The organism is Shewanella sp. MBTL60-007 (assembly GCF_019654915.1).
In the GTDB taxonomy this organism is placed as follows: domain Bacteria; phylum Pseudomonadota; class Gammaproteobacteria; order Enterobacterales; family Shewanellaceae; genus Shewanella.
Genome location: NZ_BPET01000002.1, coordinates 34500 through 48785, shown reverse-complemented (window position 1 = coordinate 48785; position 14286 = coordinate 34500). Strand labels below are relative to the sequence as shown.

Sequence of the window (14286 nt, the reverse complement as noted above, 5' to 3'; positions counted from 1 at the left end):
AGTATAACACGGCAAGTACAAAAATTAACATGCCGATGTTGCATGCTAGCGGCAGGATGAACAAGTTTTAATTTAACTCTTTGGGAGTTAACTACTTTTTGAATTGACTCTTTTTCAAGTTGAATTGCGCGCAGAACTCTGAGGAGCTGAATCTGTTAGCGTTATATTGATTGTATTAGTATTAGGCATTAAAAAAGGGAGCTAAGCTCCCTTTTTCGTTCTGATCTGGTTTAATTTTTCTCTTTTTCGAAATCACCATCATCAGACAACACGATACCTTTGTGTTTCATGCGGCGGCTCCATAACTTACGTGCAAATTGCTGCATGTCGGTTACAGGGTCGTTCGAGTCAACAATCTCAAGGCCAAGTAGTGATTCAACAATATCTTCTAAGGTAACAATACCTTCGTGAGATCCGTATTCATCGACAACCATCGCGATTTTGGTATTTCGCTTAATCATTAGCTCGAACAGAGGCAGAATTTTAGCTGTCTCGGGGATAACTAATAGATTCTTAGTCAGTACGGCGATCGACTCTTTTGGTGTCGTACGCTCGGCCAACAAAATATCGTTTCTATTAACGTAGCCAATAATATTATCTGGGTCTTCGTCATAGACAGGAATTCGAGTAAAAGGCTTCGCCATAAATTGGCGGGTAAACTCATCTTGAGTCAAGTCGTTAGGCAATCTAAAGAGTACAGTTCTTGGTGTCATGATAGCCGTTACAGGCATCTCTTTAACCGACAGCATCTGAGTTAGAATCTTAGACTCTTGCTCATCAAGCTCCCCCGATGCACGACCAATCTCTGCCATCGCGCTCATCTCTTGGCGAATGTACTGACCTTCGTCACCTTTACCCATTAATTGAGTAACCTGTTTCGACATCCAAATAAGCGGTAACGTACTACGCTCCATCCAAACCAATGCGATAGAAACTGCAGGAGCAAGAGAGCGCCAGTAGTTTGCACCTAGAGTTTTAGGGATGATCTCTGAGAAGAAGAGAATTAAGAAGGTAAGAACACCAGAAAATACGCCTAGCATCTCGTCGCCAAATACCTTTGCCGCTTGCGCACCAGCAACAGCAGCACCAACGGTGTGTGCGATAGTGTTTAGCGTAAGGATAGAAACGAGTGGAGATTCAACATTCTCTTTCTGCTTAGTTAACCTGTTAGCTGCACCTGGGTTGGTTTTAGATAATGAGGCTATGTAGCTCGGCGTGACTGAAAGCAAAACGGCTTCAAACACACTACAAAGAAAAGAGACTGTAATCGCGACAAATATTATAATGATAAGGGTTATCATAAAGGTGAAATTACACCTCCAAATGGCAGACCAAAAGTAGTCTGCGCGGATTCTAGCACAGGTTTTGATCTTTGGTGATAGCCTGCTGGCTAATATTTGTTAAGATCTGTATAATTCGCCGCCCGCAAGCAGGTTTTAGGTTTTTTTGAGGTTAGACTAAATGAGTGAAAAGAAGATCAATTTATTGGATCTTGATCGTAAGGCATTAAGAGCGCTATTTACCGAGATGGGTGAAAAGCCATTCCGTGCCGATCAATTGATGAAATGGATTTATCATTTTGGCGTTAGTGACTTCGAAGAAATGACGAACATTAACAAAGCATTGCGTGCAAAACTTGCCGCAAGATGCGAAATCGTAGCGCCTGCTATCTCAAGTTACCAAAAGTCATCAGATGGCACCATTAAGTTTGCTATCAACGTCGGCGATGGCCAAGAAGTTGAAACGGTTTATATTCCTGAAGATGACCGTGCGACCTTATGTGTCTCTTCTCAAGTAGGTTGTGCCCTTGAATGTACTTTCTGCTCAACAGCGCAGCAAGGTTTTAACCGTAACCTTACCGTTGCCGAAATTGTCGGCCAAATTTGGCGTGTTGCCGATTTTATCGGTTTCGTAAAAGACACTGGTGAGCGCCCAATCACGAACGTCGTGATGATGGGGATGGGTGAGCCGTTACTAAACCTTAAGAACGTCATTCCTGCGATGGACATCATGCTCGATGATTTCGGTTTCAGCCTTTCTAAGCGCCGTGTCACTGTATCGACTTCTGGCGTGGTGCCAGCGCTAGATAAGTTAGGCGATGCACTGGATGTTGCCCTAGCGGTGAGTATTCACGCACCAAACGATGAGCTACGTGACGTATTAGTACCGATCAACAAGAAGTACCCATTAGAAGAGTTCTTAGCCGGAATTCGTCGCTATATTGCAAAGTCGAATGCTAACCGCGGCCGTGTTACGCTTGAGTACGTGATGCTGGATCATATTAATGACAGCACAGATCAGGCTCATGAGCTTGCTAAGTTGATGAAAGACACGCCATGTAAGGTTAACCTTATTCCGTTTAACCCATACCCGGGCTCACCTTATGGGCGTTCATCTAACTCTCGTATCGATAGATTCTCGAAAGTATTGATGGAGTATGGCCTTACCGTTATCGTGCGTAAGACTCGTGGCGATGATATTGACGCGGCTTGTGGTCAGCTAGCAGGCGATATTCGCGATAGAACTAAACGTTTAGCGAAAAAACAAATGCAACAGAGCCAGATTTCAGTCACAATGAACTAACTCTTTGTATCTACTGGTAGATGGGCGTAACAATGAATCAGAGTAAGGTGGTGTTTCCACTGGTATTAATTCTGTCATCTATGATGACAACTGGGTGCGTCACCCAAGATACCTATGCCGGGACTGATATTCCTGTCTCTGAACGAAAAGTTGATAAAGTTTCTGCTGCGCGCCAACGTGTGCAGTTAGGGCTAACCTATCTACAAAAGGGCAATAGTGAGCAAGCAAAAGCCAATCTTGATCGCGCCTTGGCTTTTGCGCCTAATTTGGAAGAAGTTCATATTGCCTTTGCCTATTATTACCAGTCTGTGGGTGAATTAGACAAAACAGAGCAAGCGTACAGAGAAGCTATCAATTCCAGTGACGCAACGGGTGATTCTTATAACAACTTCGGGGCATTTTTGTGTCAGCAGGGCAAATATGCTGAATCAGAAAAGATGTTCCTAAAAGCAGTTGAACAACCCCTATACACCCGCTCGGCATCGACCTATGAAAACTTAGGGATTTGTAGTCGAAAAGCTGGGCAGGTCAGTAAAGCGCAAAAGTATTTTGCGATGGCGCTAAAGTACGATCCTAGGAGACGCACCTCATTAATTGAGCTAACAGAGATCGATTATGAGCAGGGGCGATTCGCCGAAGCGAGAGAGCAGCTTTCTCGTTACCATAGAGTTGCGGCAGAGTCTGCAGGCAGTTTGGCACTAGGGATTAAAATTGAGCAAGGTTTGAAAGACGAAGAAGCGGTAAAACGGTTCGGTATCTTACTGCTGGCAAAGTTTCCGCAGTCTGTTCAAGCCAAAGAATATCGGGCTAGCATGCATTAATGAAAAAAGAACATACTCAAGAGCCCAATTTAGACAACGAAAGCCTAGTGGATGAGCCTACGCTCACACTGGGCGTTTTGCTAAAAGCAGCCCGCGAAAGCAAGGGGCTGTCGGTAGAGGCTATCGCATCACAATTGCATTTACGCCCTACCATAGTGCAAGAGATTGAGGCCGATAATTTAACTGAAGTAGGCGCAGCAACATACGTACGTGGCTATGTTAAAAACTATGCCCGTGCAGTCCAAGCTGATCCATTTACCGTACAAGAGTGCCTAGATAAGCAGTTGGCAAATGACGATAAACCGTCGATGCAGAGTTTTTCTCGTAAAACGACTCGCCAAGCTCGCGATGGTCGATTGATGGCATTGACCTATCTGATCGTATTCGTGTTGCTAGGGCTCATGGTCTGGTGGTGGTTCCAAAAGTCATCGATGGAGACTGCGGTTGATTACTCTCAACCGACTGCAGAGGAGGTTGCAGCCTCGGCTGAAGCTCCCGGTTCGGACGTTCTAGGAGCGCTGTTGATTGAAGGCGCTGACTTAGCGGTTGAGCCGAGTTCAGAGACAACGGATGAAACAGCCCCAGAGATAAACAGTCAACAAGGTTCTGAGTCTTCAGAAGTGCAAATGAGCCAGCCTTCAGAAACGGTTGCGGCAGCGCAAACCGAACAAGCTGAATCAAGCACAGATGCAATCACGGCTTCAACGCTTAAGCTAAGCCTCAGTGGTGACTGCTGGATTAAAGTCACCGACGCAACGGGCAAGACCTTAGTTAGCGACCTCAAAAAAGCGGGTAACGAAATTAACTTGAGTGGAGCAGAACCGTTTGCGGTGACCTTAGGCGCTCCACAAGTTGTTACCATAGAGCTAAACGGGATGCCCGTTAGCCTAGAGCAATATCCTCACGGTAAGGTGGCAAAATTGACATTGCCACGCGCAGCACAATAACGGATCACAGAGCACAAAGACGATGTATAACGAATCTCCTATTATCAGACGCAAATCAAGCCGAATCTATGTCGGTGATGTTCCTATTGGTGATGGTGCCCCAATTGCGGTGCAGTCGATGACCAATACTCGCACAACAGATGTTGAGGCGACCGTTGCGCAAATTAAGGCGTTAGAGAATGTAGGTGCCGACATAGTGCGTGTTTCTGTACCGACAATGGACGCTGCAGAGGCGTTTAAACTGATTAAACAGCAGACTCGCGTGCCTTTGGTCGCCGATATTCATTTTGACTACCGTATCGCGCTAAAAGTGGCTGAATACGGCGTGGATTGTTTGCGTATTAATCCAGGTAATATCGGTAACGAGCAGCGTATTCGTAGCGTAGTCGAATGCGCTCGTGATAAGAATATCCCAATTCGTATCGGTGTTAATGGTGGTTCATTAGAGAAAGATCTAATGGATAAGTATAAAGAGCCGACACCAGAAGCTCTGCTAGAGTCGGCGATGCGTCACGTGGATATTTTAGATCGTTTAAATTTCGATCAATTCAAGGTCAGCGTGAAAGCGTCAGACGTGTTCTTGGCAGTCGAGTCATACCGTTTACTGGCTAAGCAAATTGTGCAGCCACTTCATCTTGGCATTACTGAGGCGGGCGGCGCGCGTGCAGGTTCAGTGAAATCAGCAGTGGGCTTAGGCATGTTGCTTGCGGATGGTATCGGTGACACCTTACGCATTTCACTGGCGGCTGATCCAGTTGAAGAGATTAAGGTCGGTTTTGATATTCTTAAATCGTTGCGTATTCGTTCTCGCGGCATTAACTTTATCGCTTGCCCATCATGCTCGCGCCAAGAATTTGATGTGATTGCAACCGTAAACGAGCTAGAGCAGCGTCTCGAAGATATCGTTACCCCTATGGATGTATCGATTATTGGCTGTGTGGTCAATGGCCCAGGTGAAGCACTGGTATCCGATATCGGCCTGACGGGCGGTAACCGTATGAGTGGTTATTATGATGATGGTGTACGCCAAAAAGAGCGTTTCGATAACACCAACATCGTCGATTCGCTAGAAGCGAAGATCCGCGCTAAAGCGTCAATCGTTGCTGGTCGAATCCAAGCGAAAGATCTTAGTAAGTAATAACTGAGTCACCGTTAAACCAAGAGGGTTAGGCGGTGATTTTTTAGGTGGCGACACCCTAGTGTACGTTTAGTGTTGAAACGCCTATAATGCGAGGCGTTTTTTAATTTTTATATAGCAAATTTAACGAGTCGAATAGTGGCAAAACAGATCCAAGCGATTCGCGGAATGAACGACATTCTGCCAACACAAAGTCCTTTATGGCAAAAACTAGAAACCGTATTGAGAGAAACTGTGAGTGCATACGGTTATAGCGAAATTCGTACTCCTATCGTTGAAAGTACCGATCTTTTCAAGCGTTCTATCGGTGAAGTGACTGATATCGTAGAAAAAGAGATGTACACCTTCGACGACAGAAATGGTGATAGCTTAACCCTTCGTCCAGAAGGTACAGCCTCAACTGTGCGTGCGGGTAACGAGCATGGTTTGCTATATAACCAAGAACAACGTCTTTGGTATATGGGCCCAATGTTCCGCCACGAACGCCCACAAAAAGGCCGTTACCGCCAATTCCACCAGTTTGGTGTTGAAGTTTACGGCATTCCAACTGCCGATATCGATGCAGAAGTATTAATGCTGTCTGCCAAGCTATGGGAAAAGCTGGGTATTACCGAGCATGTGACCCTAGAGCTAAATACCTTAGGTGACGTGGAAGAGCGCGCAGCATACCGAGACGCCTTGATTGCGTTCTTAGAGCAGCATAAAGAGGTGTTGGACGAAGACAGTCAGCGCCGCATGTACACTAATCCATTGCGCGTACTGGACTCTAAGAATGCCGATGTACAGGCGCTTTTAGCCGATGCGCCAGTGTTAATGGACTACTTTGGTGAAGACACTCGTTCACATTTTTCACATTTATGTGAACTCTTAGAGGCTGTCGGCATCCAATACACAATCAATCCTCGCCTAGTGCGCGGTTTAGATTATTATAATCGCACGGTTTTTGAGTGGGTGACATCTAGCCTTGGTTCGCAAGGTACGGTATTGGCAGGTGGTCGTTACGACGGTCTTGTGGGTCAATTAGGCGGTAAGCCAACACCAGCAGTGGGTTTTGCTATGGGCCTTGAGCGCATCGTATTACTACTGCAAACTCTAGAGCTGGACAAAGATATCGGTCCTGCTGTTGACGTATACGTGACAGCGATGGGAGATAGCAGCCGAGTCGAAGCAATTAAGATTGCACAAGAGCTAAGAGCAAGCTTGCCAACTGCTAAAGTGATGAGCCATTGTGGTGGCGGTAACTTTAAGAAGCAGATGAAGCGAGCCGATAAGAGCGGTGCCACTGTTGCATTGGTGATTGGTGAAGATGAACTTGCCAATAACCAAGTTGCAGTGAAACACCTTCGCGAAGATAAAGCACAAGAATTGGTTGCCCGTGATGCATTGGCGACATATATTGCAGAGCTGATTTAAAAGGGGAAGAGTAAGTGGAAATCTATAGCACAGAAGAGCAACAAGTAGATGCTATCAAACAGTTCTGGAAAGATTACGGCACTTCAGTAGTTGTGGGCGCCGTTGTCGGTTTAGGTGGATTATTTGGTTGGAATTATTATTCTGACCACCAAGTCGCGCAAGCTGAAGCCGCTTCAGAGTCATTTCAAGCCTTAAGCAGTCAAAACACTGCAGACGCAGCTATGTTAGCTGCGGCCGATAACTTTGCTAAAGAGCACGGTCAAAAGGGCTACCAGTCTCTGCTTGAATTGCTAGTCGCTAAGTCAGCGGTTGAAACTGGCGATTTAGATAAAGCACAAGCCACATTAAAGAATGTGATTGCCACCAATGTTGATGACAGCATTGTGCTTATTGCCACCATGCGTTTAGCACGTGTACAGGCTGAGCAAGGTCAATACGCAACAGCGATTGCGACACTTGAACAAATTACAGATCCAGCCTCCGCGGCGCAAAGAGATGAGCTAAAAGGTGATTTCTTAGTACGCCAAGGTGAAACTCAGAAGGCAAAGATTGCCTATCAAACTGCGGTAGAAAATGGTGGCACTATGACTAGTCCAACATTACAAATGAAGCTTGATAATCTGAATAAGGCATAAGGAATCTGCCCATGAAGTCTTGGTGCAAAACACTACTCGCATGTGGATTAAGTATAGGCATGTTGTCTGCTTGCTCTTCAAATGATGTAGAGGAAGATCCGGTTACACCACTTACCGAGATCCAAGCTAGCGTTTTTCCAGAGGTGACTTGGAGCGCTAACATCGGTGATGGTGTAGGTGATTACTACTCTCGCTTACGTCCAGCGGCTCGCTACGACAAACTCTTTGTTGCTGACCGCTACGGTAAGGTTGAAGCGTTTAACGAAGCGACCGGTGAGCGTGTTTGGCAAAATGATTTTAGCTCGGCATTTAGAGATAATGCGCTTGCTAAGAACAAGGGCGCACGTTTAGCAGGCGGTGTAACGGCTGCACGTAACAAGGTATTTGTGGGTGGAGAAAGTGGCCTATTAGCCGCTTTCGATGAAGCGACAGGTGAAGCGGTTTGGCATGTTATTGCCGGCGGTGAACTGTTATCGGCACCGACCGTTGGGGAAGATGTGGTTGTTGTTAACACTGGTGCGGGTACGTTAGAAGCGTTTGACGTGGAAGACGGAACTCAACAGTGGGTATATGAAAACCAACTACCGACCCTAACTCTACGTGGTACAGGTTCTGCTTCATATGAAGCTGGCGGCTTCTTTGTTGGTACTGCCGATGGTAAAATTGCTGTCGTGATTAAAAACAATGGTCAGGCGGCATGGGAGCAAGCTATCTACACGCCTAAGGGAGGCAATGAGTTCTCTCGCATGGCCGATGTGGATATGAAGCCATTACTAGTGGGCGAAAACCTATACGCCGTGAGCTACAACGGTAACTTAGTGTCTATGGAGATGCGCACTGGTCGTATCGTATGGTCACGCAGTTACTCTAGCTTCAATGAGTTAGCGTATTCGGGGATTAGTCTGTTTGTGGTCGATGATCACAGCCGTATTTACTCTGTTGATAGACGAAATGGTCTAGAGTTATGGAGTAATGCAGAGTTAGTTAACCGTAGTTTAACCGCCCCAGTATCATTTAAAGATTACGTGGTTGTCGGTGATTTTGAGGGTTATTTACACTTCTTAAGCAAGTCTGATGGTCAAATCGTTGGACGTGTACAGGTAGATAGCTCAGGTTTATACAGTCAGCCATTGGTGGTTAATGACAACCTATATGTGCAGACTCGTAATGGAAAAGTGGTTCGAGTCACACTTCCGTAAGCCTAGTCGTTAGAGATGATAAGGCCCCTGGATGTGTATGCCGGGGGCTTTTTAGTTATTAGAAATTGAGTAATAGAGGCAATTAAATGATTCCTGTTGTGGCCCTAGTTGGGCGACCAAACGTTGGTAAGTCGACCCTTTTTAACCGACTTACCCGTACCAGAGACGCGCTTGTCGCTGACTTTCCTGGGCTAACTCGGGATCGTAAATACGGCCGAGCACATCTTGCAGGTTATGAGTTCATCGTAGTCGATACTGGCGGTATTGATGGCACTGAAGAGGGCATTGAAACTCGCATGGCTGAGCAATCTCTCGCGGCGATTGAAGAAGCAGACGTTGTGCTATTCATGACCGATGCTCGTGCAGGCTTAACCGCTGCCGATCTGGCGATTGCTCAACACCTACGTAGCCGTGAAAAGACGACTTTTGTTGTTGCGAATAAGGTTGACGGTATCGATGCCGACTCGGCTTGTGCAGAGTTCTGGTCGCTAGGGCTGGGCGAAGTTTACCAGATGGCTGCAGCCCAAGGTCGTGGCGTGACCAACATGATCGAATACTCTTTAGCCCCATACGCAGAAGCGATGGGAATCACCAAAAATGAAGACGGTGATGATGACGAAGAGGAGCGCGAGTACACCGAAGAGGAAGCGGAAGCAGAGCAAAAACGTCTGCAAGACCTGCCAATCAAACTTGCTATTATCGGTAAGCCTAATGTCGGTAAGTCGACGCTAACTAACCGCATCTTAGGTGAAGAGCGCGTTGTGGTTTATGACGAGCCAGGTACTACTCGTGACAGTATTTATATCCCAATGGAGCGTCAAGGCCGTGAATACGTATTGATTGACACTGCGGGTGTACGTCGTCGTAGCAAGGTGCACGAAACTGTTGAGAAGTTCTCTGTTATTAAGACTCTTAAAGCGGTTGAAGACAGTAATGTGGTATTGCTGGTGATCGATGCCCGTGAAGGTATTGCTGAACAAGACTTAGGTCTATTAGGTTTCGTGTTAAACGCGGGCCGAGCATTGGTTATCGCCGTCAACAAGTGGGACGGTATCGACCAAGACGTTAAAGACCGAGTGAAGAGCGAGCTTGATCGTCGTTTAGGCTTTATCGATTTCGCCCGTATTCACTTTATCTCAGCTTTGCACGGTACAGGTGTGGGTCATCTGTTTGAGTCAATCGAAGAAGCTTATGACAGTGCAACGCGCCGCGTGAGCACTTCTATGCTGACTCGTATCATGCAGATGTCACAAGACGATCACCAACCACCATTGGTTAACGGTCGCCGCGTTAAGCTTAAGTATGCTCACGCTGGTGGTTACAATCCACCCATCGTGGTTGTACACGGTAACCAGGTTAAGAAGCTTCCGGATTCTTACAAGCGTTATATGATGAACTACTTCCGTCGTTCACTGAAGGTGATTGGTACCCCAATCCAGCTACGCTTCCAAGAGGGGGGGAACCCGTTCGAGGGCATGAACACCAAGAAACTGACTGTGAGCCAAGAGCGTCGCCGTAAGCGTATGGTTGGTCATATTCGCGATAAGAATAAGTAACAGTTTACTGTTCGCGATGGGCTTAATGCCTGTCAGTAAAATAGTAAAGCGACATTAAAAAAGGAACCTCAGGGTTCCTTTTTTATTGCGTTTATTTCATGGATCATACAGCTGTTAAAATCACTTAGTACTTTGCTCTATTACATTTATAAGTCGTTGCCTCAATGGCTCGCTCATGGGAAACGTAAAGCTGGCACCTTGCATAATTTCTACGGGCTCAATAACCTGATCTTCCTTGTAAGCCACAACATAGTCATTGTCGCTCACCATCTTTTGGTAATGTGTTATCGCATAAATGGCTGTTTTTCGATCAAGGTCTTTGTAGGTGAACTCAGAAGTATGAGATAACTCATATTCAGTGTCTCTTTGTTGTTGAAAACGTCTATCTGTGCGACTGACAAAGCCTTTCTTACCACCGGTTTCAATATAAGAGTGGCTGGTACCTTCAATTCGGTTTATGCCTATACCATCTTGGGTGATTATTTGATGGCCGCTCCAGAAGTTAATTTGCCTATTTTTCAAATCGATTAGAATGTCGTCTAACTCTATATGCTTATACATATCGTTATTGGTAGTACGAGTATTGTAGCGATACTGCACAATTAAGTTTTCAAAGGGGCTATCTTCACCTGAATGGTGACAAGTAATACTGACAATATCAGGCAGAGGCTCGCATAAGCGCTTTACCAACTCAGCTTTAAAGCCATACTTTGTTGCCGCAGCGGTAAATGTGTCTGAGATGACAACTTCGCTCTGTGTCGCAGCAAATACATTTAGGTTTAGTACTGCCACTATTAGGCCAAGTGATATTGTAATCGTTTTGCTCTTATTTATTTGCATGTAATTAGTTGTTCTTATTTGTGACTTATCAATAGCATAATTTGACGACTGTGTTTAACAGCCGTCTGAGGATGCGTGCATTCTTGCATGGAATGTCATTATTTATTGGGAGACAAGTGGCATCTTACTTTAAAAAAGTTAACTCACCTCAACTACAGTAGAGGTCACGCTGCCATCACGTAGGCGTGTTGTGAGCGTATCGCCAATCTTAGTATCAACGGGTGACTGCACCACTTTGCCATCACCTGTTAAGGTAATGCTGTAACCACGACTCAGTGTGGCCAGCGGGCTTACGGTTTCTAATTGTTGTGCACGGTGAGCAAGGCGCTGCTCACTCATCTTTAATTTATCATCCATAGCATCGTTAAGTTTGGCACTTAAGTAGTTCAAACGCTGGGCTTCAAGTGTTAGGCGGTGCTGTGGCGACTGGTTAGCCAAGCGGTTACTTAAGTTTTGCTGTTTTAAGGTACAAGTATGTAGTTTAGTTTGCATCGCTTGCTGCAGGCGCAGCTGCATCTCATCGAAGCTTTGCTCATACATCTGCAGGCGGCGCTGGGGATCTTGCTTTTGTAGGCGGTGCTCTACGGTTTGCACTTGGTTTTGTTTCTTTAATTGATAATGCTGCCAAGCTTGTTTGAGGCGCGAAAGCTGCGCTAACAGCTTTTGCGCCTTATTATCGGCATCTTTCGATAATAGTTCGGCACCTGCCGATGGGGTTGGGGCACGAAGATCTGCCACATAATCGCTGATGGTCATATCCACTTCATGGCCAACGGCAGACACCACAGGAATACCACTGTTATAGATGGTATGGGCGAGCCCCTCATCGTTAAAGCTCCACAGATCCTCTAACGAACCACCGCCACGAGTCACCAGTAGTACATCGACCTCGCTGCGAGTGTTGGCAAGGTTGATGGCATCGCAAATGCTTTTTGCTGCATCAGTGCCTTGCACCGGAGTTGGGTAGATGATGACTTCGATTGAGGAGTCACGGCGAGCGAGTACATGTAAAATATCGCGAATGGCTGCACCGGTTGGCGAGGTGACCACACCGATTTTTTGGATATTAGCGGGAAGCGGGCGCTTGGTGTCGGTGGCAAATAGCCCTTCGGCGGCGAGCTTCATCTTTAGTGCTTCATATTGCTGGGCGAGTAGACCGTCACCTGCGGGCAACATCGACTCGATGATTAATTGATAATCACCCCGAGGCTCATAAACACTGATGTTACCTTTAACTAAAACCTGTTGGCCGTTCGCGGGTCGAAAGGTCACCGCCTGATTGCGGCCTTTAAACATGGCGCAGCGAATTTGTGAGAAATTATCTTTGAGGGTTAAGTACCAATGGCCAGAACCTGGCGCTGCAAAGTTTGAAATTTCAGCGTTTAGCCAAATTCGGCCAAGCTGACCCTCTAAAAGTTGTCTAACTTCGCCATTGAGGCGTGAGACGGTATAAACATCGTTTTTTGGGGTTTTCATAATTTTTTTACACACAAATGCGAATTAGTGTCTATTTTCCATTTACCAACCCTGATATGCAAGGTATAATCTCGCCGCAATATTTCACCTCTAATTCCTAATCTCTTGGGGAGATGTTGCATGTTAAGATTGAAAAAAGAAGCGTTAACTTTTGATGATGTGTTGCTGGTTCCAGCGCACTCCACCGTCCTCCCAAATACAGCTGTTTTAAAAACACGCCTGACGAATAAGATTGAGTTGAATACTCCAATCGTTTCTGCTGCTATGGATACCGTTACCGAAGCTCGCTTGGCAATTGCTATTGCTCAAGAAGGCGGCCTTGGTTTTATCCATAAAAACATGACGATTGAGCAACAAGCTGAAGAAGTTCGTAAAGTAAAAATTTACGAAGCGGGCATCGTTCAGCAGCCAGTCACTGTGACTCCAACAACTACACTAGCCGACGTTAAAGTATTAACCGAGAAAAATGGTTTCGCAGGTTATCCTGTAGTTAACGAAGCTAACGAACTTGTGGGTATCATTACTGGCCGTGACGTACGTTTTATCACCGATTGGTCACGTACGGTTGATCAAGTGATGACGCCAAAAGAGCGCCTAGTGACAGTACTTGAAGGTACTAAACTGGATGAAGTTCAAAAGCTAATGCACTCTCACCGTGTTGAGAAAGTGCTGGTTGTTGACGACAACTTCAAGCTTAAAGGCCTGATCACAGTAAAAGATTTCCAAAAAGCAGAGCGTAAGCCAAATGCATGTAAAGACGAATTAGGTCGTCTACGTGTAGGTGCAGCGGTTGGTGCGGGTCCTGGTAACGAAGAGCGTGTTGACGCACTGGTTCTTGCTGGTGTTGACGTACTGCTAATCGACTCATCACACGGTCACTCAGAAGGCGTTTTACAACGTATTCGTGATACTCGTGCTAAGTACCCAGACTTACAAATTGTTGGTGGTAACGTTGCAACGGCTGAAGGCGCAATTGCGCTAGTTGAAGCGGGCGTTAACGCAGTTAAAGTGGGTATTGGCCCTGGTTCAATCTGTACGACTCGTATCGTAACGGGTGTTGGTGTACCGCAAATTACAGCAGTATCTGACGCCGCGGCAGCAGTTAAACACCTAGATATTCCAGTTATCGCTGACGGTGGTATCCGTTTCTCTGGTGATCTTGCTAAGGCATTGGCTGCGGGTGCATCGTGCATCATGGCTGGTTCTATGTTTGCGGGTACCGATGAAGCGCCAGGTGAAACTGAGCTTTATAACGGCCGTGCTTATAAGTCATACCGTGGTATGGGCTCACTAGGTGCGATGACACAGACTCAAGGTTCTTCTGACCGTTACTTCCAAAGCGATAACGCAGCAGACAAGCTAGTACCTGAAGGTATCGAAGGTCGCGTGGCTTACAAGGGTAAGCTAAAAGAGATCATTCACCAGCATATGGGCGGTCTACGTTCATGCATGGGGCTAACAGGTTGTGCAACGATTAAAGAGCTAAACGAGAAAGCGGAATTTGTGAAGATCACTGCTGCGGGCATGGGCGAATCTCATGTTCACGATGTGACTATCAGCAAAGAAGCGCCGAACTATAGCACTCGTTCTTAATTCGTATTTTAGATATTAAAGGCGACAGATAAAGTCGCCTTTAAATTAAGCCAAGCAGAAGGTTCGCAGAGTACTCACTGTTTGG

Annotated in this window: 12 protein-coding genes; 9 read left to right on the top strand and 3 right to left on the bottom strand. The window is 46.1% G+C overall.

Annotation, left to right across the window (positions count from 1 at the left end):
- Positions 1-230: 230 nt before the first annotated feature.
- Positions 231-1301, bottom strand: coding sequence for a CNNM domain-containing protein (locus K5Q92_RS00855; RefSeq protein WP_220767166.1), 1071 nt, complete (start codon positions 1299-1301; stop codon positions 231-233).
- A gap of 160 nt (positions 1302-1461) precedes the next feature.
- On the opposite strand from K5Q92_RS00855, the gene K5Q92_RS00850 reads away from it, so the two are divergent.
- From K5Q92_RS00850 to der, 8 genes are all read left to right on the top strand, one after another.
- Positions 1462-2583, top strand: coding sequence for a bifunctional tRNA (adenosine(37)-C2)-methyltransferase TrmG/ribosomal RNA large subunit methyltransferase RlmN (locus K5Q92_RS00850; protein WP_220767165.1), 1122 nt, complete (start codon positions 1462-1464; stop codon positions 2581-2583).
- Positions 2584-2615: 32 nt separating this feature from the next.
- Positions 2616-3404 carry a type IV pilus biogenesis/stability protein PilW gene (pilW, locus tag K5Q92_RS00845; RefSeq protein ID WP_239889075.1) on the top strand — a complete coding sequence of 263 codons (789 nt, stop codon included), beginning with the start codon at positions 2616-2618 and terminating at the stop codon, positions 3402-3404.
- Positions 3404-4351 (top strand): RodZ domain-containing protein, encoded by a 948-nt coding sequence (locus K5Q92_RS00840; protein ID WP_220767163.1) that lies wholly within the window; start codon positions 3404-3406, stop codon positions 4349-4351. Before pilW ends, K5Q92_RS00840 begins: the two co-directional genes overlap by 1 nt.
- 22 nt (positions 4352-4373) lie before the next feature.
- Positions 4374-5489: a flavodoxin-dependent (E)-4-hydroxy-3-methylbut-2-enyl-diphosphate synthase gene (ispG, locus tag K5Q92_RS00835; protein WP_220767162.1), complete on the top strand. Its 1116-nt coding sequence runs from the start codon at positions 4374-4376 to the stop codon at positions 5487-5489.
- 138 nt (positions 5490-5627) lie between these two features.
- Entirely contained in the window at positions 5628-6902 is a 1275-nt protein-coding gene (gene hisS / locus K5Q92_RS00830; protein ID WP_220767161.1) for a histidine--tRNA ligase, read from the top strand.
- A 14-nt stretch (positions 6903-6916) separates the two neighbouring features.
- Positions 6917-7537: a tetratricopeptide repeat protein gene (locus K5Q92_RS00825; protein WP_220767160.1), complete on the top strand. Its 621-nt coding sequence runs from the start codon at positions 6917-6919 to the stop codon at positions 7535-7537.
- Between the two features lie 11 nt (positions 7538-7548).
- A complete protein-coding gene (bamB, locus tag K5Q92_RS00820; RefSeq protein WP_220767159.1) occupies positions 7549-8736 on the top strand; it encodes an outer membrane protein assembly factor BamB in 1188 nt (395 codons plus the stop codon).
- 86 nt (positions 8737-8822) lie between these two features.
- Positions 8823-10292, top strand: a complete 1470-nt coding sequence (gene der, locus K5Q92_RS00815) for a ribosome biogenesis GTPase Der (protein WP_220767158.1) — start codon at positions 8823-8825, stop codon at positions 10290-10292.
- Positions 10293-10412: 120 nt separating this feature from the next.
- On the opposite strand, the gene K5Q92_RS00810 is transcribed toward der, so the two are convergent.
- Together K5Q92_RS00810 and xseA are read right to left on the bottom strand one after the other, a co-directional pair.
- Complete coding sequence (locus K5Q92_RS00810) at positions 10413-11084, bottom strand: hypothetical protein (RefSeq protein ID WP_220767157.1); 672 nt, start codon at positions 11082-11084, stop codon at positions 10413-10415.
- A gap of 186 nt (positions 11085-11270) precedes the next feature.
- A complete protein-coding gene (gene xseA, locus K5Q92_RS00805) occupies positions 11271-12608 on the bottom strand; it encodes an exodeoxyribonuclease VII large subunit (RefSeq protein ID WP_220767156.1) in 1338 nt (445 codons plus the stop codon).
- A gap of 120 nt (positions 12609-12728) precedes the next feature.
- Between xseA and guaB the strand changes: the two genes are divergently transcribed.
- On the top strand, positions 12729-14201 hold the full coding sequence (gene guaB, locus K5Q92_RS00800) for an IMP dehydrogenase (RefSeq protein ID WP_220767155.1): 1473 nt from the start codon (positions 12729-12731) through the stop codon (positions 14199-14201).
- The last annotated feature ends 85 nt before the right edge of the window (positions 14202-14286 follow it).

What these genes read in the sequence shown, in the direction of transcription:
- K5Q92_RS00855 (WP_220767166.1), bottom strand. Translation starts at nt 1,301, where the DNA reads ATGATAACCCTTATCATTATAATATTTGTCGCGATTACAGTCTCTTTT.
- K5Q92_RS00850 (WP_220767165.1), top strand. Translation starts at nt 1,462, where the DNA reads ATGAGTGAAAAGAAGATCAATTTATTGGATCTTGATCGTAAGGCATTA.
- pilW (WP_239889075.1), top strand. Translation starts at nt 2,616, where the DNA reads ATGAATCAGAGTAAGGTGGTGTTTCCACTGGTATTAATTCTGTCATCT.
- K5Q92_RS00840 (WP_220767163.1), top strand. Translation starts at nt 3,404, where the DNA reads ATGAAAAAAGAACATACTCAAGAGCCCAATTTAGACAACGAAAGCCTA.
- ispG (WP_220767162.1), top strand. Translation starts at nt 4,374, where the DNA reads ATGTATAACGAATCTCCTATTATCAGACGCAAATCAAGCCGAATCTAT.
- bamB (WP_220767159.1), top strand. Translation starts at nt 7,549, where the DNA reads ATGAAGTCTTGGTGCAAAACACTACTCGCATGTGGATTAAGTATAGGC.
- der (WP_220767158.1), top strand. Translation starts at nt 8,823, where the DNA reads ATGATTCCTGTTGTGGCCCTAGTTGGGCGACCAAACGTTGGTAAGTCG.
- xseA (WP_220767156.1), bottom strand. Translation starts at nt 12,608, where the DNA reads ATGAAAACCCCAAAAAACGATGTTTATACCGTCTCACGCCTCAATGGC.
- guaB (WP_220767155.1), top strand. Translation starts at nt 12,729, where the DNA reads ATGTTAAGATTGAAAAAAGAAGCGTTAACTTTTGATGATGTGTTGCTG.